The organism is Gillisella taibaishanensis, from assembly GCF_001938985.1.
Lineage (GTDB): Bacteria > Pseudomonadota > Alphaproteobacteria > Rhizobiales > Rhizobiaceae > Allorhizobium > Allorhizobium taibaishanense.
Genome location: NZ_MKIN01000023.1, coordinates 81854 through 99851, shown reverse-complemented (window position 1 = coordinate 99851; position 17998 = coordinate 81854). Strand labels below are relative to the sequence as shown.

The 17998-nt window shown below is 59.1% G+C and carries 18 protein-coding genes and 1 tRNA gene; 10 read left to right on the top strand and 9 right to left on the bottom strand.

Going from position 1 to position 17998, the window contains the following annotated elements; genetic code table 11:
• The first annotated feature begins 90 nt into the window (after window positions 1–90).
• The 4 genes from cheT to visR all read left to right on the top strand — a co-directional run bounded on the left by cheT (window position 91) and on the right by visR (window position 4225).
• Window positions 91–462 (top strand): chemotaxis protein CheT, encoded by a 372-nt coding sequence (gene cheT, locus BJF91_RS17325; protein ID WP_456061815.1) that lies wholly within the window; start codon window positions 91–93, stop codon window positions 460–462.
• A 320-nt stretch (window positions 463–782) separates the two neighbouring features.
• On the top strand, window positions 783–2477 hold the full coding sequence (gene fliF / locus BJF91_RS17320) for a flagellar basal-body MS-ring/collar protein FliF (RefSeq protein ID WP_075615793.1): 1695 nt from the start codon (window positions 783–785) through the stop codon (window positions 2475–2477).
• Between the two features lie 331 nt (window positions 2478–2808).
• Window positions 2809–3462 carry a transcriptional regulator VisN gene (gene visN / locus BJF91_RS17315; protein WP_234801666.1) on the top strand — a complete coding sequence of 218 codons (654 nt, stop codon included), beginning with the start codon at window positions 2809–2811 and terminating at the stop codon, window positions 3460–3462.
• A 10-nt stretch (window positions 3463–3472) separates the two neighbouring features.
• A complete protein-coding gene (visR, locus tag BJF91_RS17310) occupies window positions 3473–4225 on the top strand; it encodes a transcriptional regulator VisR (protein WP_075615791.1) in 753 nt (250 codons plus the stop codon).
• Window positions 4226–4292: 67 nt separating this feature from the next.
• On the opposite strand, the gene BJF91_RS17305 is transcribed toward visR, so the two are convergent.
• The 3 genes from BJF91_RS17305 to BJF91_RS17295 form a co-directional block, all read right to left on the bottom strand.
• Window positions 4293–5411, bottom strand: a complete 1119-nt coding sequence (locus tag BJF91_RS17305) for an AI-2E family transporter (protein WP_267890170.1) — start codon at window positions 5409–5411, stop codon at window positions 4293–4295.
• 180 nt (window positions 5412–5591) lie between these two features.
• Window positions 5592–5668: transfer RNA gene (locus BJF91_RS17300), tRNA-Arg, on the bottom strand.
• 45 nt (window positions 5669–5713) lie between these two features.
• Window positions 5714–6889 (bottom strand): M20 aminoacylase family protein, encoded by a 1176-nt coding sequence (locus tag BJF91_RS17295; RefSeq protein WP_075615790.1) that lies wholly within the window; start codon window positions 6887–6889, stop codon window positions 5714–5716.
• Window positions 6890–7065: 176 nt separating this feature from the next.
• Between BJF91_RS17295 and BJF91_RS17290 the strand changes: the two genes are divergently transcribed.
• Window positions 7066–8154, top strand: a complete 1089-nt coding sequence (locus BJF91_RS17290; RefSeq protein ID WP_075616069.1) for a D-alanyl-D-alanine carboxypeptidase family protein — start codon at window positions 7066–7068, stop codon at window positions 8152–8154.
• A 13-nt stretch (window positions 8155–8167) separates the two neighbouring features.
• Window positions 8168–9346 (top strand): CobW family GTP-binding protein, encoded by a 1179-nt coding sequence (locus tag BJF91_RS17285; RefSeq protein ID WP_075615789.1) that lies wholly within the window; start codon window positions 8168–8170, stop codon window positions 9344–9346.
• Window positions 9347–9458: 112 nt separating this feature from the next.
• Here the strand turns inward: BJF91_RS17285 and BJF91_RS17280 are convergent, their stop codons facing one another.
• From BJF91_RS17280 to BJF91_RS25045, 5 genes are all read right to left on the bottom strand, one after another.
• Window positions 9459–9722 carry a sulfurtransferase TusA family protein gene (locus BJF91_RS17280; protein WP_234801659.1) on the bottom strand — a complete coding sequence of 88 codons (264 nt, stop codon included), beginning with the start codon at window positions 9720–9722 and terminating at the stop codon, window positions 9459–9461.
• The gene (locus BJF91_RS17275) at window positions 9719–11065 is read right to left on the bottom strand and encodes a L,D-transpeptidase family protein (RefSeq protein WP_075615788.1); all 1347 of its coding nucleotides are present in this window, start codon (window positions 11063–11065) and stop codon (window positions 9719–9721) included. Before BJF91_RS17275 ends, BJF91_RS17280 begins: the two co-directional genes overlap by 4 nt.
• 303 nt (window positions 11066–11368) lie before the next feature.
• Window positions 11369–12322, bottom strand: coding sequence for an acetyl-CoA carboxylase carboxyltransferase subunit alpha (locus tag BJF91_RS17270; RefSeq protein WP_075615787.1), 954 nt, complete (start codon window positions 12320–12322; stop codon window positions 11369–11371).
• A gap of 215 nt (window positions 12323–12537) precedes the next feature.
• The gene (gene xerD, locus BJF91_RS17265) at window positions 12538–13509 is read right to left on the bottom strand and encodes a site-specific tyrosine recombinase XerD (protein WP_075615786.1); all 972 of its coding nucleotides are present in this window, start codon (window positions 13507–13509) and stop codon (window positions 12538–12540) included.
• Between the two features lie 136 nt (window positions 13510–13645).
• Window positions 13646–13798: a hypothetical protein gene (locus BJF91_RS25045; RefSeq protein ID WP_162843882.1), complete on the bottom strand. Its 153-nt coding sequence runs from the start codon at window positions 13796–13798 to the stop codon at window positions 13646–13648.
• 267 nt (window positions 13799–14065) lie between these two features.
• Here BJF91_RS25045 and BJF91_RS17260 point away from each other — a divergent pair, with 267 nt between their 5' ends.
• Complete coding sequence (locus BJF91_RS17260) at window positions 14066–14647, top strand: shikimate kinase (protein ID WP_075615785.1); 582 nt, start codon at window positions 14066–14068, stop codon at window positions 14645–14647.
• Window positions 14644–15771, top strand: a complete 1128-nt coding sequence (gene aroB, locus BJF91_RS17255; protein WP_075615784.1) for a 3-dehydroquinate synthase — start codon at window positions 14644–14646, stop codon at window positions 15769–15771. Before BJF91_RS17260 ends, aroB begins: the two co-directional genes overlap by 4 nt.
• Here the strand turns inward: aroB and BJF91_RS17250 are convergent, their stop codons facing one another.
• On the bottom strand, window positions 15772–16053 hold the full coding sequence (locus BJF91_RS17250; protein WP_075615783.1) for a BolA family protein: 282 nt from the start codon (window positions 16051–16053) through the stop codon (window positions 15772–15774). It abuts the gene before it with no gap.
• 148 nt (window positions 16054–16201) lie between these two features.
• Between BJF91_RS17250 and BJF91_RS17245 the strand changes: the two genes are divergently transcribed.
• Together BJF91_RS17245 and cobS are read left to right on the top strand one after the other, a co-directional pair.
• Entirely contained in the window at window positions 16202–16831 is a 630-nt protein-coding gene (locus tag BJF91_RS17245; protein WP_075615782.1) for a J domain-containing protein, read from the top strand.
• Between the two features lie 172 nt (window positions 16832–17003).
• The gene (gene cobS / locus BJF91_RS17240) at window positions 17004–17996 is read left to right on the top strand and encodes a cobaltochelatase subunit CobS (protein ID WP_075615781.1); all 993 of its coding nucleotides are present in this window, start codon (window positions 17004–17006) and stop codon (window positions 17994–17996) included.
• Window positions 17997–17998 lie beyond the last annotated feature (2 nt).

Genomic DNA, 17998 nt, shown 5'->3' with positions numbered 1-17998 from the left:
CGAACTACAATAAAGAGAATGACATGGAGTGTATCGGAGTAATTGCTACGATGAACTCCGGGAGAAAAATGCCGCAAGACTGAGTCTGTATTGGAGGCCACGAGCGTGGAAGAATCACTGCCTGAAATTCTGATGCGTGTTGTGACTGAACTTCACGATGTCGCCTACCTTATTGAGCGCGTCGAGCCGCAGTTGCTGGAACTCGGCGGCGATAAGGCGATGGAATCGCCTGAAACGTTGAAGGTTCTGCAAGGCATCGATCTGGCCGTTCAGAAATCCCGGGGGCTTGCTGAATTCATCGACACGATCACGGCCGATGTTTCCAACGATTGGAAGGTGGACATGACCACCGCGCTCAGTCTGGTCAAGCTTGCCGAGATGCAGAAGGCGTTGGGCGATGGTCTTCGCCACGGACATTCACAGCCGCTCAGCAAGGCTGCTGGAGACTTCGATTTTTTCTGATGGATCACAAATTGCCATCAGCGCATTCGATCGCTCCGATTCGGGGCGATCTTCGTTTTCAGGACCAGGACTTGACGGCAATCATCCTGGAATCTCGGGCGACGAGGCGGCAAGAACGCGGGAATCCTGGCTGAGACCGCCATGCTTCCAAGGCATGCATCTGCGTTAATACGGCTTTAAATATCTGTTTTATCTTGCTTTACATCCTATGTGGCTGGACCTTTCCAGCCATTGCTAAAGGAAACGCTCGCACAAGCTTCGCGACCTAGAGTCGCCGCAGGCCAAAAGCCGTAACCTCAGTTTTGACGGTGCGAGACAGAATGAATCTGTTCAATCAACTACTCCAGGTCTTCAAGAACCTTTCGTCCTTGGGACCAACCAAGCTATGGACGCTCGCCGGTGTCGGCGTTCTCTCGGTGGCGCTCGTCATCGGCGCGGCATTTTTCGTAAACAAACCTGCTTATGAAACGCTGTATGTCGGCCTTGAGGCGACAGACGTCAATCAGATCAGCATAGCACTGGCAGAGGCTGGAGTTCAGTTCCAGACCGGCACCGATGGCAAAAGCATCCAGGTCCAGGCCGGGATGACCGGCAAGGCACGGCTGTTGCTGGCCGAGCGCGGCCTGCCGAATAGCACCAATGCTGGCTATGAACTCTTTGACAATGTCGGCTCCCTCGGTTTGACGTCCTTCATGCAGGAAGTGACCCGGGTCCGCGCGCTTGAAGGCGAAATCGCTCGCACGATCCAACAGATCAACGGCATTGCTGCCGCGCGTGTCCACATCGTCATGCCTGACGTCGGCAATTTCCGCCGCGGCGCGCAGAAGCCGTCGGCCTCGGTAATGATCCGGGCAAGCAACGAGACTGGACGCAAATCCGCATCCTCGATCCGCCACCTGGTTGCGTCGGCGGTTCCTGGCCTGGAAGTCGACGATGTTACCATTCTCGATTCGACCGGCCAGCTCTTGGCATCCGGTGATGAAACGGGCGGTGTGGCTAACCGCAATCTGGGCGTTGCCCAGTCGGTCCAGCAGGAAATCGAATCCAATATCGACAAGGCGCTGGCGCCTTTCCTCGGCATGGACAATTTCCGCTCCAGCGTCACGGCGCAGTTGAACACCGACCAGCAGCAGATTCAGGAAACGGTCTACGATCCCGACTCTAAGGTTGAGCGCTCGACCCGCACGACCAAGGAAGCGCAGAAATCGCAGCAGCGCCAGTCCGACACGGCAGCGACCGTAGAACAGAATATTCCCCAGGCGGCGCCACAGTCCGGCGGAGCTGGTCCTGAGTCGTCCGACCAGCAGGACAAAAAAGAAGAGCAGACCAACTACGAGATCAACAGCAAGACCATTGCGACCGTCAAGAGTGGCTATAAGCTCGAAAAGCTGTCGGTTGCTGTTGTGGTCAACAAGCAGCGGGTCGCTACCATGGTCGGCGAACCGGTCGATCAGGCTAAGATCGATGCCTATCTTGCCGAAATGCAGAAGATCGTGAAATCCGCAGCTGGCCTCGACGATATCAGGGGCGATGTCGTGACGTTGACGGCCATGGACTTCCTTGAAAACCAGCTGCTCAGCGAAGCACCGACCGGTCCTGGCGTGTTTGAGATCCTCAGCCGCAATATGGCTGGCATCATCAACTCGCTCGCCTTCCTGGCTGTTGCCTTCCTGGTTGTCTGGATGGGCATTCGTCCGATGGTTCGCTCTATGGGCGGTGGCAGCGGTGCTGCTGCGCTTGAAGGCGGCAGCGACGCGGTGGCCGGTCTCGAACTGCCCGACTTCTCGCCTGGCCTTGATGCCGGTGCCGGTGGTGGTGGCCTAATGGATGGCTTCGGCTCCGACTTCGGCTTCGACAGCGCTGACGATGTTCTGGCTCTCGATAACGATCCGAATGGCGGCTTCAACCGTCGCGTCAAGGAAGGGCCGGAACGGCGCCTGGCGCGGATGGTGGAAATCTCAGAAGAGCGTGCCGCCAAGATCCTTCGCAAATGGGCAGTCGAAAACGCGGCGTGATCCATTGCCTTACAACCCTAAGCAAGCTGCGCCGTCCCTGGACGGCGCAGCTTCTTTTGTATGGTGCCGATTAGCCACAGCTTCCGTGCTAAACCCCGTAGCCTTTGGATCATATTTACATAGAATAAACTCATGGTGATTCGGCGTGATCCGGATGACGAGTGTAACCACGGAATGGGCGGCTTCCGTGGCCAAGCATACAGCGAGGTGGCCGTTTCGTCCCTTGAAAGGGGAGCCTATGAGTGTCGAACTCCTTGAGCCTGGCGGCTATCAAGGGATCCGCAGCCTGAAGACGGCAAGCAGGCCGGAAGGGCCGCGATTGCGCGATGCGATGATCCGGCAATTGTCCTCTGCCGCCTCTTCCGGAAAGCTTGCGACTGCGATGCATATTCTCACCGAATATGCCGGTGCGTCGCACTACCTTCTGGCGCGCTACGACCTTATCCAAGAAAACGGACTCGATTTCGTTGTAACGGCCGATTGGCCCTTCGATCTTGCTCGTGGCGTTGCCACGGAGCTCTCCGGCGCCTGCTCGCGGGCGACCGAGCTGGAAAAATGCCTGGGTCTGCTGCAAGCGAAATTCGTGCTTCTGCCCGAAGAGCTTGAACTGCCATCCGGCGCCAGTCGCCAATATTGCTCTGTCATGTTCAATGTCGGGCGCACGCGCCTGGCGCTGGTCATGTTGCTCCCTGACGGATTCGTGATTTCGCCGGATCGACTGCGCGATGTTGGACTTCTGGCGGCCTATTGCGTCAGCTTGTCCGCCGGCCGCTCGCAGAAGGCGGATCGCGATTTCGAACTGACTGAGCGCGAACTCGAATGTCTGTTCTGGATCGCCGAAGGCAAGACCAGCGACGAAATCGCGACGATCCTCGGTATTTCCCGCAATACGATCAACAACTACATCACCAGCGTGATGCGCAAGACGGCGACGAAAACCCGCTCCGAGGCGATCGCCTACGCGGTTCGCAACAATTTGGTGTAAGAGGCGGCTGATGGCTTTCAATGCAGACATGTCAAGCGGTAGGACGGCCGCAGCCGACCTGAAAGCCAGACTGACGGTCAACCGGGGCGAAATCTTTCCTCGGCTGATCGCCATGCAGAAGGCTATCAATGCCCGAAGTTTCGCGGTGTTCCGGGTGACGGGTTCCGGCTTGCCGCGCAAGCGCATGCTGCAATGCGAATGCGAGAGCTGGGCGGCCAATGGCGCGATCGGCAGCTCGTCGGAGGCCTTTGTCTCCTGCTACGGCGACCTGCTGCTAAGCCACATTGATGATCTTTTGTTGCCGTTGATGTGGAATGCCAAGGACAATGCCGTGTGCTGCATGAGCAGCGAATTCGGCGCGTTCATCACGCGACTGCCGCCCGGTACTCTGCCTTTTGCTGGCGTTGCCTTTCCGGTTCGGCTCGGAGCTGTCGGTAATGGCTATGTGATTTTTGCGCTAAATGGGTCTGAGGACATCGATAGCGACGTGATGATCGACATGCATAACCGCAGCTGCAAGCTGATGATGGATATCCTGTCGCTGAGCGAGCGCAAGGTGGCGCCGTCGGAAGCTTTGAGCGACCGGGAAATTGCCTGTCTGCAACTGGCCGGTGATGGCAGGATCAGCGAAGAGATCGCTGATAATCTTGGACTGTCGGTCCATACCGTCAATGCCTATCTCGGCTCCGCGACGATCAAGCTCGATTCGGTCAACCGCATCCAGGCAATCGCCAAGGCTATCCGACTAGGCTACATCAACTGAACCGCCGACAACATGCACCGAACCTGTGTGGCTGCATAAGGCAGCCTCAGAGGCTGCCTCGACACGATCAGCTTGGCTCTCTGGCTTCGTGGATCCATTCCCGCCAAATCGCCACCAGAATGGCCATCAGCACTGGGCCGACGAACAGGCCGAGCATGCCCATGGTCTTCACGCCGCCAATCAGGCCAAAGAAGGTCGGCAGGAACGGTAGCTTGATCGGCCCACCCACCAGCCTCGGCCGCAGCGTCTTGTCGACTATGAAAAGCTCGACCGTGCCCCAAGCCAGAAGCCCTAGGCCGCTGAACATCGAGCCACTGGCGACAAGATAGATAGAGACAAGGGTAAAGGAGAGCGGTGCACCGCCTGGGATCAGCGCCATGAAACCGGTGATGATGCCGAGCGTGACCGGTGAGGGCACGCCGGCAATCCAATAGGCAAAGCCAAGCACGATGCCTTCACCGACGGCAATGATACTCATGCCGGTCACCGTGGAGCTGATGGTCAGCGGTACCAGCCGCGACACCCTTTGCCAACGGCCAGGCAGGATACGGTCTCCGACCACATCGACCTGCTCGACGATGCGCTCGCCGTCGCGATAGACGAAGAACAAAGCGATCAGCATGAATAGCAGTGTCAGGATGCTATGAAAGGCTGAAGAGCCGACGACGAGCAAACCGCGATAGATCGTGCCGATATTGGCGCCGCTGATTAGCTGTACCAGTTCTCCCAGCGCGCCTGGATGGCCGACATATTGGTCCCAATGCTCCGAGAGCCAGGAGCCGGCCAGTGGCACCTGCATCAGCCATGGTGGCACGGGGGCGCCGACTTCATTGGCCTTGAGGGCCCAAACGCCCCAGCTCTTCACTTCATCAACGGCATAGACGCCAGCCAGGGAAATTGGAATGACGATGAAGGAAACGACGAGAATGATGGCAATCGTAGCACCGATCGTACGGTTGCCGTGGGCAGCGACCAGGATACGGCGATAGATTGGCCAGCTGGCAAAGCCGATAACCATGGCGGCCAGCATCGGCACGATGAATCCGTAGAAGAAATAGGCACTTGCCATCAGCACTGCCAGCAGCAGCCAGCGGGCAGCTGAGGTGGGTGCAACCAGCGCATTGCGCTCGGCGGCTGTGCGGCGCACGGGGACAGGGGAACTCGGTACGACGCTATCGTTCTTCACAGTTCTCACGCTCACCTGTCCACTCCGACGTCCAACGACCGCTCTGAAGCATCATGTCTTCAACTCGGCAGGGGCGCGCATTACGCCCGTCGCTCAACGATAGTTCCTAATTCCAAAAAGCTTGTGAAAATATGGCGGCACCGCTGCAAAATCGCGAATATTTTGCTGATGGCTTAAAAATGGTGATTCCGACGCGATTCGAACGCGTGACCCTCAGATTAGGAATCTGATGCTCTATCCTGCTGAGCTACGGAACCACTATCCCTTCCATACAAAAAGCAACTGGTGAAGCCAAGCCTTTTTCATTGTGTCGATTGATCTGCCAGCCGCTGTTCGGCGAGCCGCACCCAGTAGGATATGCCGTAGGCAATCGCTTCGTCGTTGAAGTCGTAGGCCGGATTGTGCAGGCCGGCGGTGGCGCCATTGCCGATCATGATATAGGCGCCGGGACGCGCCTTCAGCATGAACGCGAAATCCTCACCGGCCATGGATGGGTCAACATCGGCATTCACATTAGCTTCGCCGACGATATCCATCGCAGCGCGGGCCGCGTTGTCGGTTTCGCGCGGATGGTTCGATGTCACCGGGCAGGGTTTTTCATAGATGACGTCTGCCTCGGCGCCGTGGGCGCTGGCAATGCCGGCGACGATCTCGCGGATGCGGCGCTCTGCCATCTCCTGGGTCTCGTCGTCATGGGTGCGCACCGTGCCGGTCAACTCAGCCGTTTCCGGAATGATATTGTGGGTCGTTCCGGCCTGGAACCGTGTGACCGAGACGACGAGAGAGCGTACCGGGTTGACATTGCGGGCGGCGATCAGCTGCAGATTGGTCACGATTTCGGCCCCAATCGCAATCGGGTCGATGGCCCGGTGCGGTTCGGCGGCATGGCCGCCCCGGCCTTTAATGGTGATGAAGAACTTGTCGGGGGCTGCCATGATCCCGCCCTTGCGGATCGCGAACGTGCCGACCGGCATGCCTGGCATATTATGCATGCCATAGACTTCGGCAATGTCGAAGCGCTCCATCAAGCCGTCCTCGACCATGGCGAGTGCGCCGGCACCGCCTTCTTCAGCGGGCTGGAAGATGACAGCGATCGAGCCGCTGAAATTGCGTGTTTCCGCAAGATATTTCGCAGCACCCAGCAGCATGGCGGTATGGCCGTCATGACCGCAGGCATGCATGCGGCCATCGGTCTTGGAGGCCCAGGGTTTGCCGGTGATTTCCTGGAGCGGCAGGGCATCCATGTCCGCGCGAAGCCCGATGACCCGGCTGCCATCGCCCTGTCCCTTGATCAGCCCCACGACGCCGGTACGACCGAGGCCTGTTACCACTTCGTCGACGCCGAATTCCCGCAATTTTTCTGCGACAAAGGCTGCCGTCTCGTGAACATCATAAAGGATCTCGGGGGTCTGGTGCAGATGATGGCGCCATTGCCGGACATCGGCTTCCAGTTCTGCGGCGCGGTTCAAGATGGGCATCGTTTTTCCTGATCACATGCGTTTGAACCGGGCGTGTCCGGCTCATTTCTCGCCCTGATGCAATTGACGTTGCGAACGGGCTTTGTCATTGGTTCGACATATAGGACATATGGTTGCCCGATGCGAGAGACATTGCGGGCTGCCGGTCCAGTTTCCGGAAGGAGAAATCATTGCCCGTGCTGTCCAGCCCTATCCGGCGCGCTATCGTTCGCTTTGCCTTGCTTGCCGCCCTGCTGCCCTCGGCTGCGGCCGCTAATCCAATACTGGTGGTGGATGTGAATTCGCTGACGGTGCTCGAGCATCAGGACACGTTCAAGAAATGGTATCCGGCCTCGCTGACCAAGCTGATGACCGCTTACACGACATTTCGGGCGCTGAGGGCCGGCGAAGTGCGGCTGGATAGCGTGGTGACGCTGACCCCGCTTGCGGCATCCCAGGCGCCCAGCAAGATGTTCTTCAAGCCAGGGGCGAAGATGACCCTTGATGATGCCTTGAAGATGATGCTGGTCAAATCCGCCAATGACATCGCCATGGCGGTGGCCGAAAATGTCGGCGGTAGCCAGGCAGCTTTCGTTGCCCGGATGAATGCCGAGGCCGCTCGCCTTGGCATGACATCAAGTCATTTCGTCAATCCGAACGGCTTGCCGGCCCCTGGCCAATATACCACCGCGCGCGATCTTGCGGTTCTCGCCGTCACCATTCGCCGGGAATTCCCTGAATATGCCGGTTATTTCAAGATCGAAGCGATCGATACCGGCAAGAAGATCTACCCCAATGTCAACATGCTGGTCGGCCGGTTCGATGGCGCCGACGGCATGAAGACCGGCTATATCTGCGCCTCCGGTTTCAACCAGATCACGTCAGCGACGCGCAATGGTCGGACGCTGATTTCCATTGTGATGGGCGCTGACAGTCTGGCGGCCCGCGCCGACATTTCCGCCAATCTCTTGCAGAAATATTTCGATCATCCCGAGGCCCAGGGGCAGCGCCTTTCGGCACTTGGCCCTGACAGTGTCGACGGCTTGAACGCAGTCAACGATGTCTCGGCGCAGATGTGTTCCACCGAGGCGCATAAGCGGCGCAGCGAGACGAGGGACGAAACCGGCCGCATGAAGCTGCAATCGCCCTATATCCACGAACTGACCGCGCCGCCTGTGCCTGTGTTTGCCGGCATCATCCCAGGCAGCGAGCCGCCAGATCCGCCTGCAACCGCCAAGCAGCAGAAGGGTGACGTTCCGCGCCCTGTGCCGCGCCCGCAATTATAATCGAGGCTCTGCCATGGCCGCTCTTGCCGACCGTATTCCCGTATCGATCCTGACCGGTTTTCTCGGTGCAGGAAAATCGACGCTGCTCAACCGGTTGCTGAAAGATCCGGCGATGCGTGATGCCGCCGTCATCATCAACGAATTCGGTGAAGTCGGCATCGATCATCTCCTGGTGGAAGCATCGGGCGATTCGATCGTCCAGCTGTCCGACGGCTGCCTGTGCTGCACGGTGCGTGGCGAACTCGTCGATACGCTGGCCGAACTGGTAGACGCCTTGCAGACCGGCCGGATCAAGGCCCTATCACGCGTGGTGATCGAGACCACCGGTCTTGCCGATCCGGCGCCTGTCATGCAATCCGTGCTTGGCCACCCTGTTCTGTCGCAGTCCTTCCAGCTGGAGGGTCTGGTGACCGTGGTCGACGCGGTCAACGGCAATGCGACCCTCGACAGCTATAGCGAGGCCGTGCGGCAGGTTGCCGTGGCCGACCGGCTAGTGCTGACCAAAGCCAGCCTTTCCGATCCAACCGCGATCACTGCGCTGAAGGGCCGGATCACTGCCCTCAATCCACGCGCGCCCATCGTCGACGCCGAAGCGGCTGATGCCGGCGAGGCCGTGATTCTGAACAACGGGCTCTACGACCCCGCGACCAAACTGCCTGATGTGGCGCGCTGGCTGCAGGAAGAAGCGCATGCCGATGCGCATCACCATGATGATCACCATGGCCAGGAGCACGACCACGACCACGACCATGATGGCCATCACCACCATGATCACGCTCATAGCCATCATCACCACGATGATGTGACCCGGCATGGCGCGAGCATCCGGTCCTTTTCGATCCTGCATGATGAACCGGTCGATCCGGCGGCGCTGCATATGTTCATCGATTTGTTGCGCTCGGCGCATGGCGAAAAAATGCTGCGGATGAAGGCAATCGTTGGGCTGAAGGACGATCCCGAGCGCCCTGTCGTTATCCATGGTGTCCAGTCGATCTTTCATCCGCCGCATCGGCTGGCAGCCTGGCCCGATCCGTCCGACCGCCGCAGCAGGCTGGTTATGATCACTGACGGGTTGGATGAAGCCTATGTGCGCGACCTCTTCGACGCCTTCACCGGCAAGGTCGCTATCGACCGGCCTGACCGTCAGGCACTGGAAAACAATCCGCTGAGCGTGCCCGGCCTGTCCTTCTGAATCGAGGAAACGACAGGATCGGACCGAAAACTGGGTACCGGTTTTCGGATAAATCCGATGCCAAAACAAAAAGCCAGAGCATCGCGCTGACTCCGATCTTCGGGGCGATGCTCTAGGCTTCCAGAACGTCGCCAGGCTTGGCAATGACGAAGCGGTGGCCTGTCGCCGTCTTCTGGCTCGCGATCAGCGTGTACCTGTTCTCATGGCAGAAATGCGGGATATCGATGGCCGCCAACGGATCGGTCGTCTCAACGATAAGCCGGCTACCTGGGGGCATGTTGCTCAATCGCTTCTGGGTCTTTAGCACCGGCAGTGGGCATTTCAGTCCGCGTAGATCCAGGCTCTGATCCGGACTTTCCAGCGGCTCGGCCTTCACCGGGCGGCCCAGAATTTCCAGAAGGGCTTTGCCGCCGGCTCGGACGGTGTATCCATGGCCATCATGCTCGCCTGTGGTGGCGGAGCAAAAGGATTGGCAATCGGTACAGGACCGGTTGCCGGCAGGGCAACAGTGGCGGTCTGGGTCGGATCGATGGCATTGGGTGCCGTTGCTGCATTTGAGCCTTGACCAGATGCTTGGTCTAGGGCCTGAGCCTGACCTGGCTCGCCGTTGCGCCCGGTCTTTGCGGTGCTGCCCAGCGATGCGAACAGCGGTTCGGCGCTGGAGACCGGCTCCGACATGTTTTTAGCTTTGGGGACCGGGTTGGTGGGATCGGTCACTTCGGACAGTTTTAGCAGTTTGCCGGCCTTCAGCGCCGAACCAGTCGGGGCAAAAGCGAGGTCATGGCCCTTCTTCAGATTGGCCACCAGTGCCTTGCGTTCGGCCTCGGTCGGATCGTACCAGACCTTGTCCTCGTATTTTTTCATGGCCTTGGCATAGTCGCGGTTATATGCCGCGTTATAGGAGGCAAGCGTGGCTGCCAGCTGCGGCGGCGTGCTCATCGGCGGACAGGCGCCGGCCGGGTTCAGGCCCTTGCCGCCCTCGACCTGCTGATTGAAGACATATTTCTTGTCGCAGACGCCTACCTGCGGCGGTTGTTTGGTGATTTCGAACTGGTCGTAACCGGCCTTGAGCATTTGCCAGAAAGGCATATGCGGGCTGTAGCGATGACGTGCCATGTTGTCGGCGGTCATGCGGAAGGGGAAGGCCTGCAATTGTACGGTCTGCTGGCCGCCGCGGAAGGCGTCGCGCGCGAAGGCGTAGATTTCCAAAATCTGGGCATCGGTCATCGAGTAGCAACCTGACGATGAGCAGGCGCCGTGGATCATCAGGTTTGTACCGGAGCGGTTGTTGACCGCATCGTATTTGTTTGGAAAGCCAGTGTTGATCGCCAGGTAATATTTGGAAGAAGGGTTGAGATTGGCCGGCGTCAGGGCATAGAAACCCTCGGGGGCCTGCCGGTCGCCTTCCTTCTCCTTTGGACCCAGCTTTCCGGACCAGGCGCAGATCTGATATTCGGCGATTTTGTCGTAACGGCCGTCCGTCTTCGCCTTCCAGATTTCCAAAACGCCTTCTTCCTTGAAGATGCGAATGGCTATTGGTGAATTGCGCTCCATGCCCTTCGCCTTCATCGAGGCAAGGATTTCGGGCGGCAAGGGTTGCTCGACCTTGTTGGACACATTGTTCGGCAGCTTTTTATCGCCGACACTGTCCAATGTGTCGTTGCACCCGGCCAGGACCAGGGCGGTGACGATCAGCAGGGAAGCATTTCGAATGCGCATTGTCGAGTTCAACCGGGTCTGATAGCGGGGCGTCGGCACGGGGATAGGGGTGATATATGCGAGCGCATCCTCAACCCCTGGATTGCAGAATGTCGGTCGCATTCCGACAGGACCATATCAAGTCCAAGCCTGCCGATCCAGCCTCGATCCTTGCCTGAATATGGTTACCAAAATGTCAACGAATGGTAAATGGTACGGTAGCTACGCCGATATCAATCCGGCCATAAGATCAGATTGGATCTTTTCTGGGGCGAGTGCCTGGCACGGATCAATCCGTGGCCAGGCATCTTAAATCCATTTGTCTTAGAGATTGCGGCCGATATCGAGGAATTTCTGCCGGCGCTGATTGCGCAGTTCCAACCCGCTAAGGCCGGACATGTCCTTCAACGCCGCCGCAATGGTCTCGCCAGCGCGGTCGATGACCGTTTCGGGATTGCGATGGGCGCCGCCGACCGGTTCTGGGATGATATCGTCGATGATACCGAAACCCTTCAGGTCTTCGGCAGTGATCTTCATGTTGGTGGCGGCTTCCTTGGCGCGTGTGCTGTCGCGCCAGAGGATGGACGCAGCACCTTCCGGCGAGATCACCGAATAGATCGCATGTTCAAGCATGAAGACGCGGTTGCCGGTCGCAATGGCAATAGCGCCGCCGGAGCCGCCTTCACCGATAACAACTGAGATAAGCGGCGACTTCAGATTGAGGCACATTTCCGTGGAGCGGGCGATGGCTTCCGCCTGGCCACGTTCTTCGGCGCCGACGCCCGGATAGGCACCGGCGGTATCGACCAGCGAAATGACCGGCAGGCCGAACCGATCGGCCATTTCCATGACGCGAATGGCCTTGCGATAGCCTTCCGGACGCGGGCTGCCAAAATTATGCTTGAGGCGCGATTTGGTGTCGCTGCCCTTTTCCTGGCCGATGATCGCCACCGGCTGGCCGCGGAAACGGGCGAGGCCTGCCTGGATGGCGGCGTCTTCTGCAAATTTGCGGTCGCCAGCCAGCGGCGTGAAATCGGTGAACAGGCGCGAGGCGTAATCGACGAAATGCGGACGCTGGGGATGGCGCGCCACCTGGGTCTTCTGCCAGGCGTTGAGCTTGGAATAAATCTCTTCCATGGCCTCGCGAACGCGAACTTCCAGACGCGAGATCTCTTCCGAGGTGTCGATGCTTTCGTCCTCGCTCTTCAGCTTCTTCAACTCGTGAATCTTGCCTTCGAGGTCGGAAATAGGCTTTTCGAAATCGAGATAGTTGATCATCAGGTCCGTTCCGATCCGTTACTCTGTCCTGCTCACGGGGCCAAGCGCAAAGCCTTGCGCGGTCACCGTCCTGTCTTGGCTGCCTGCCCGATCCTGCCGTTTATCTCCGGCACTGGGGCGAGCTGGCCGCTCCGTCACAATGCTGATCGCATCCCTGTCGTTTTGGCGATGTGCTTATCAACCCGGCGGGCTTAGCACATCGCTTGGCCGCGCTTCTAATCGTGGTTTTTCCTATGTTTTGCAAGAGGGTGATGCGTTTCGACCAGAATCTGCAGCCTTTCTTCGAGCACATGGGTGTAGATTTGCGTCGTCGAAATGTCGCTATGTCCAAGTAATTCCTGCACAACACGTAGATCTGCGCCATTTTCCAGCAAATGACTGGCAAAGGCGTGCCGGAGCACGTGCGGCGAGACCGCATCGCCGTCCAGACCTGCCCTGATGGCCAGATCCTTCAATTCCCGGGCAAAAACCTGGCGCGGCAGGTGGCCCTCGCGGCTGGCCGCCGGAAACAGAAAGCCGATGGCAGCCGCTTTCGTCTTTTGCTTGTCGGCTGCGGCCAGTTCCTGCGCCCTCTCCTTTGCTTCGGCATAGGCGCGCATGGCCGATATCGCAGAGCGTGACAGCGGCACCAGCCGCTCCTTGTTGCCCTTGCCGCGGATGACCAGGAAGCGCCCTTCCTGTGCCAGAACGTTGGCGGGCAGGGAAACGAGCTCGCTGACGCGCATGCCGGTGGCATAAAGCAGTTCCAGCAGCGCCAGGCGCCGCAGTCGTTGCAGCCGCTCGGCACCCTCAAGAGCAGCTTCTGCTTGCGCCAGCGCCAGCATCTTGTCGACATCGGCAATCGACAGGGTCTTGGGCAGGGGGCGGCCCTTTTTCGGGGTGTCGAGGATTGCGGTCGGATCGTCTTCGCGCAGCCCCTCTGCATAGAGGAATTTGTAGAATTGCCTGAGCGCCGACAGTCGGCGCGCCTGAGAAGAGGGCTCAAAGCCGCGCTGGCCCAGATTGGTCAGATAGGCGGAGAGATCCTCACTGCTGACGCTCATGACCGAAACCTTGCGCTCCGTCAGAAAGGTGTAGAGATCGTCAAGATCGCGCTCATAGGACACAAGCGTATTACCGGCCGCCCCACGCTCTGCGCTCATCATTTCCAGGAAGGCCTCGATGCGGGCGCGGCCGAGATCAACCATGGCTATCGATCTTTCGTCTGTTGCTAGGGTCTGTCAGGTTCAGATGAACCGAACAGACTCTAGGTTCTTTTGTTTTCGTTTGTCTTTTCGGGAAAACCGGTTTCCACTTGTGCCTGACAAACTCTCATGCCCGGTTTTACGGTTGGGGCACTTTGTTCTGCATGGTGGCCACGGTGGCGGAGATTTCGCGCTGGCTGGGCTCTACGAAAATCACCAGTGCCCACATGGCCGCATAGATCATCGCCGCGATACTCGCGAGGATAAAGAGAAAGCGGAACAGGCTGGGCATGGTTCGGTCTCCTGCCGGGCAAAAGCAAGTGCCTTCGATCACGGTATATCGGCCCAAGCTGACCCTGTTTCAAGTTGGGATGCAACAGGTTTCGATGCTGCCCTGCGGTGGCCAAAGCGGCAAAGGCTGCGGCGCGGGTTGTTAGCCGGATATCCGGGGATATTCGATCTCGTGAATCTGGAGGCGGAATGCGGCGAGTGCTTGACGTGGCCGCGGCATTTGTCAATAGGGTGATCAACTGTTGCGAAAAGGCTGATGACTTAACCGATGCCCCATGCTGTTTCTCCTCTTGCCGAGCAGGCACGCTCGGCGCTCGGGCGTCGAAATCTGGTTTTCGTCGGATTGATGGGGGCTGGAAAATCCGCCATTGGCCGTCTCGTCGCCCAGCAACTCGGAATGCCCTTCGTCGATACCGATACCGAGATCGAGCGCGTCTCGCGCATGACGATCGGAGAACTGTTTGCCGCTTATGGCGAACCGGAATTTCGGGCGCTCGAGACGAGGGTCGTCCGGCGGCTGCTGCGCTCGGGGTCGAAGGTGGTATCGACCGGCGGCGGCGCCTTCATCAACGACAGAACCAGAAGGCAGATCGAGCGCGGTGGTGTTTCCGTCTGGTTGAAAGCCGATCTCGAGGTGCTCTGGGAGCGGGTCAACAAGCGAGACAACCGTCCGCTGCTGAAGACCGAAAATCCCAAACAGACGCTGGAAAAGCTGATGCAGGATCGCTATCCGATCTACCAGCGGGCCGATATCACCATTTCCTCGCGCGATGTGCGCAAGGAGGTCATCGCAGACGACGTGATGCACGCGGTGATCGCCTATCTGAGCAAAGGCAGGACCAATCGATGAGCAGCCAGCAGACCTCCGAGCACCTCGTGCATGTTCCCTTGGGCGAGCGCGCCTATGATATCCTGATTGGGGACGGATTGATCGGCCGCGCTGGCGGTGAGATCTCCACCCGCATCAAGGGCCGCAAGGCGGCTATTATCACCGACGAGAATGTCGGGGCACTCTATCACGGCCCGCTGATGGACAGTCTGGAGGCCGATGGTTTCGATACGGTGTCCCTGACGTTGCCAGCGGGCGAAAAGACCAAGAGCTTCGACCATCTGACCAAGGTCTGCGACGTGCTGCTGGAAGCCCGGATCGAGCGCAATGACGTCGTGATTGCGCTGGGCGGTGGGGTGATCGGCGATCTGACCGGCTTTGCCGCCGGCATCGTGCGGCGCGGCGTGCGTTTCGTGCAGATCCCGACATCGTTGCTGTCGCAGGTCGACAGCTCGGTTGGCGGCAAGACCGGTATTAATGCGCGGCAGGGCAAGAACCTCGTCGGCGTCTTCAATCAGCCGGATCTGGTGCTTGCCGATACGGCGGTGCTGAATACGCTGAGCGAACGCGAATTTCGCGCTGGCTACGCCGAGGTTGCCAAATATGGCCTGATCGACAAGCCTGAATTCTTCGACTGGCTGGAGCGCAATTGGCGCGAGGTCTTTTCGGGCGGGCCGGCCCGGACGGAGGCAATCGCGCTGTCCTGCCAGGCCAAGGCCGATGTGGTCGTGGCGGACGAGCGGGAGAACGGCCGTCGGGCGCTGCTCAATCTCGGCCACACCTTCGGCCATGCACTGGAGGCGGCGACGCATTACGACAGCAGCCGGCTTGTGCATGGCGAGGGCGTGTCCATCGGCATGGTGCTGGCGCATGAGTTTTCCGCGCGCCTCAACCTGGCAAGCCCCGACGATGCCAAGCGCGTCGAGCGCCACCTGAAAGAGGTTGGTCTGCCGACCCGTATCAGCGACATCAAGGGCGATATGCCGCCGGCTGAAGAGCTGATGAAGGCCATCGCCCAGGACAAGAAGGTGAAGGGCGGCCAGCTGACCTTCATCCTCACCCATGGCGTTGGCCAGTCCTTCGTGGCTGACGATGTTCCGTCTTCCGAAGTTCTGTCCTTCCTCAGCGAAAAGCTGGAGCGCTGATTACCAACGTACCGCTTCGCCAGGCGCCGAGGGCTCGATCGCCAGCGCATGCAGGCCAGCGTCGAGCTCTGGCTTCAGCAGGTCGGTGACGGCCCGGTGCCGGGCAAGCCTGGTCACGCCGACAAAGCTTGCAGAGACAATGCGCACCCGCATATGGGTTTCGCCGGTGCCTGATATATCCGGCTGGTGTCCTGCATGGTGATGGCTTTCGTCGATGACGGCAAGCCGCTCCGGCTGGAAATGCTCGGTCAGTTTCTGCTCGATCGTTTCACGAAGCGACATCGGGCTTGGTTCCCATTCTGGTGGCGCCCGTTTTGGCGGGCTCGTTTTGGCTAGGTTGGGGTGGTTTTCGGAAAAGCCTCCAAAAGGGCAATAACAATGTGATTTGTCAATTCTTGTTGTGAGCGGGGGAAAGCCCCATAATTTGCCAATGAAACTCGATTCAAAATATTTCGACAAGATCCGCACGCGCCGCAAGAAAAGCGCCGAGCCGGAGCCGCCTGTCACAACCTGCCAATGGGACGGCTGCGAGCGCCCCGGCGCGCATCGCGCCCCTGTGGGCCGCAATGCCGAGGGCCAGTTCTTCCTGTTCTGCTTTGAGCATGTGAAGGAATACAACAAGGGCTACAACTACTTCTCCGGTCTCTCCGACAGCGAAATCGCCCGCTACCAGAAGGAGGCGATCACAGGCCATCGCCCAACCTGGACGGTCGGCGTCAACAAGGCTGCCAAGGGCGCACCGATCCAGTCCACTATGCGTTCCGGTTCTGCCGCATCGCAGGCGCGGATGAAGGATCCGTTCGGCTTTGTCAGCCAAGGGCGCGGCAATGGGTCGCGGATTGAGCCGCAGGCGCGCAAGCTGAAGACATTGGAGGCGAAAGCCTTCGATGCTCTGGGCTTGACCGGGGCGGCAACGCCGCAAGACATCAAGACCCGCTACAAAGAGCTTGTCAAAAAACATCATCCGGATGCAAATGGCGGAGACAGGGGCTCTGAAGAACGTTTTCGGGCTGTCATTCAGGCCTATCAATTGTTAAAGCAATCGGGTTTCGTGAGTTGACATGGTCTGTCTGCTCAGGCCGATTGCCTACGCAAAGCTGCAAGAGCATGTCGCGCAAAAGTGCCTAGCGGTTTGCGGTAAAGACATGCGCAGAATAATGACTGCCGGACGGGCAGAGTGAGTGCGACCCTGATTGTATGCGCCGGGTGATGCCGCCCGGCTTGGAGAGATGATGAGCAAGATTGATCTAGATATCGCCAACCTGCCCGACACGACCGTTTCCGTCCGGGAGGTGTTCGGCATCGATAGCGACATTCGTGTGCCGGCTTATTCCAAGGGCGATGCCTATGTTCCGGATCTCGACCCCGACTATCTGTTCGACCGGGAAACCACGCTCGCCATTCTGGCCGGCTTTGCCCATAACCGCCGCGTTATGGTGTCCGGTTTTCACGGCACGGGTAAGTCCACCCATATCGAGCAGGTCGCTGCCCGGCTGAACTGGCCCTGCGTGCGCGTCAACCTCGACAGTCATGTCAGCCGTATCGACCTCGTCGGCAAGGACGCTATCGTTCTGAAGGACGGCAAGCAGATCACCGAATTCAAGGACGGCATCCTGCCCTGGGCCTATCAGCACAATGTCGCGCTGGTGTTTGACGAATACGACGCCGGCCGTCCGGACGTGATGTTCGTCATCCAGCGCGTGCTGGAAAGCTCCGGTCGTCTGACCCTGCTCGACCAGAGCCGCGTCATCCGCCCGCATCCCGCTTTCCGGCTGTTTGCGACCGCAAACACGGTGGGTCTCGGTGACACGACCGGCCTCTATCACGGCACCCAGCAGATCAACCAGGCACAGATGGACCGCTGGTCGATCGTGACGACGCTGAACTATCTGCCGCACCAGAAGGAAGTCGACATCGTTCTGGCCAAGGTCAAGGGCTTTGCCGCGACCGAAGGCGGTCGTGACAACGTCGCCAAGATGGTGCGGCTGGCCGACCTGACCCGGTCTGCCTTCATCAACGGCGATCTGTCGACGGTGATGAGCCCGCGTACCGTCATCACCTGGGCTGAAAATGCCGAGATCTTTGGCGATGTCGGTTTTGCCTTCCGCGTCACCTTCCTCAACAAGTGCGATGAGCTGGAGCGGACCCTGGTGGCTGAACAGTATCAGCGCGCCTTCGGCATAGAACTCAAGGAAAGCGCCGCCAATATCGTACTTGGCGCCTGAAA

Excerpts from the sequence above, each read along its gene's own strand:
- BJF91_RS25045 (WP_162843882.1), bottom strand. The coding sequence starts at position 13,798 with ATGCCCAGCCTGTTCCGCTTTCTCTTTATCCTCGCGAGTATCGCGGCG.
- xerD (WP_075615786.1), bottom strand. The coding sequence starts at position 13,509 with ATGGTTGATCTCGGCCGCGCCCGCATCGAGGCCTTCCTGGAAATGATG.
- BJF91_RS17270 (WP_075615787.1), bottom strand. The coding sequence starts at position 12,322 with ATGATCAACTATCTCGATTTCGAAAAGCCTATTTCCGACCTCGAAGGC.
- visN (WP_234801666.1), top strand. The coding sequence starts at position 2,809 with ATGATCCGGCAATTGTCCTCTGCCGCCTCTTCCGGAAAGCTTGCGACT.
- BJF91_RS17250 (WP_075615783.1), bottom strand. The coding sequence starts at position 16,053 with ATGTCGCTTCGTGAAACGATCGAGCAGAAACTGACCGAGCATTTCCAG.
- BJF91_RS17295 (WP_075615790.1), bottom strand. The coding sequence starts at position 6,889 with ATGCCCATCTTGAACCGCGCCGCAGAACTGGAAGCCGATGTCCGGCAA.
- BJF91_RS17260 (WP_075615785.1), top strand. The coding sequence starts at position 14,066 with ATGCCCCATGCTGTTTCTCCTCTTGCCGAGCAGGCACGCTCGGCGCTC.
- visR (WP_075615791.1), top strand. The coding sequence starts at position 3,473 with ATGGCTTTCAATGCAGACATGTCAAGCGGTAGGACGGCCGCAGCCGAC.
- fliF (WP_075615793.1), top strand. The coding sequence starts at position 783 with ATGAATCTGTTCAATCAACTACTCCAGGTCTTCAAGAACCTTTCGTCC.
- BJF91_RS17275 (WP_075615788.1), bottom strand. The coding sequence starts at position 11,065 with ATGCGCATTCGAAATGCTTCCCTGCTGATCGTCACCGCCCTGGTCCTG.
- aroB (WP_075615784.1), top strand. The coding sequence starts at position 14,644 with ATGAGCAGCCAGCAGACCTCCGAGCACCTCGTGCATGTTCCCTTGGGC.
- cobS (WP_075615781.1), top strand. The coding sequence starts at position 17,004 with ATGAGCAAGATTGATCTAGATATCGCCAACCTGCCCGACACGACCGTT.
- BJF91_RS17285 (WP_075615789.1), top strand. The coding sequence starts at position 8,168 with ATGGCCGCTCTTGCCGACCGTATTCCCGTATCGATCCTGACCGGTTTT.
- BJF91_RS17245 (WP_075615782.1), top strand. The coding sequence starts at position 16,202 with ATGAAACTCGATTCAAAATATTTCGACAAGATCCGCACGCGCCGCAAG.